The sequence below is a fragment of the Aquiflexum sp. genome (genome assembly GCF_977115555.1).
In genome coordinates this window covers 1-1184 of the sequence record NZ_CDSBKL010000658.1, presented here as the reverse complement: position 1 = coordinate 1184, position 1184 = coordinate 1, and the positions used below count along the sequence as shown (strand labels likewise).

Here is a 1184-nt window from a genome sequence, read left to right as displayed (position 1 = left end):
AACTTGAAATGCCAAAAGACTTCAAATTGGTAAGTTTTTCCAACATGAAAATTGCCGAATTGTTAAAACCATCTTTGACTACTATTTCGCAGCCGGCATTTGAAATTGGATCGGAATGTGCCAAACTTCTGATGAAAAAACTGACCAAACCCAATCAGCCTGCATTGGAGAATAAGGTCATTCAAATGCCTTCTCAAATAGATTTTAGGGAATCTTCAAGGTGAAAATAAAAAACCCTATCGGAATTTTCCGATAGGGCAGTTTAATAGGTTGTTTGATAGAGATCACTTTAACTTCGGCTCCCAGCCTTTTTCATATTGTCTTGACCAAAGTGCCATTCCTTTTTTATTTTTTATGTGGCCATTGCTTGGATCACATTCAAAGTTTTCCCCGATTCTGTGAGAGATATTTGCCAAGTGACAAAGGAGGGTACTGACTGCACCTTCATCAATGGTGGAATTCTGCTTTTCTTTTCCTCGGATAGCTTCAAAGAAATTCATGATATGAACTGTAGACATATCGCCACCTCCGCCAAGATTGGTGCTTCCTTCGACATTGCCCGTCCTTACCTCTTTGATTTGCTTTCCATTTCGGTCATAAAGCCGATACAATTCCCTATTGACAAAAACAGATCCTTCTGACCCATAGATGATTGTTCCTCGGTCAGAACCATACGTGCTGTAGTTATTCCTGCTTTTTCCGTCCCATAGGATTGTTTTATCACCCTCAAATTTGAAAGTGGCGAGCATCGTATCATACATGGTCCAGCCGTCATTGACAAAGTGGTATTTGCCTGAATCTACAGTCACATGCTTCGGAAATTCGACCTGAAGCGCCCACCTCGCCACATCCAATTCATGGGTGGCATTGTTCCCTGTTTCGGCTGTCCCATAATCCCAACCATACCAATGCCAGTTATAATCCCATGTGTTGTGGGTATATTTTCTTCTTGGCGCAGGTCCCTGAAAAAGTTCCCAATCCAATCCTTCAGGGGGATTGGCTGCCGTCTGTAAAGGAACCTCACCTCTTCCATTGATATAAAAGGCAGTAGCTCTGAAAGCTTTTCCAATGATTTCATTGTGAATCTGATGGATGATTTCGATAGTATGGTCAGAGGACCGCTGTTGGTTACCCATTTGGATTACCTTGTTATACTTGTTTTTGTAAGCTACCAACAGTTCGCC

2 protein-coding genes are annotated in these 1184 nt (G+C 41.8%); one reads left to right on the top strand and one right to left on the bottom strand.

The window, feature by feature from the left end:
• The coding region (locus ACZFYI_RS20495) for a substrate-binding domain-containing protein (protein ID WP_462525971.1) at window positions 1-224 on the top strand (224 nt) is incomplete at its 5' end.
• 60 nt (window positions 225-284) lie between these two features.
• Here ACZFYI_RS20495 and ACZFYI_RS20490 read toward each other — a convergent pair.
• Window positions 285-1184: Gfo/Idh/MocA family protein (locus tag ACZFYI_RS20490; RefSeq protein ID WP_462525970.1), on the bottom strand; the 900-nt coding region annotated here is incomplete at its 5' end.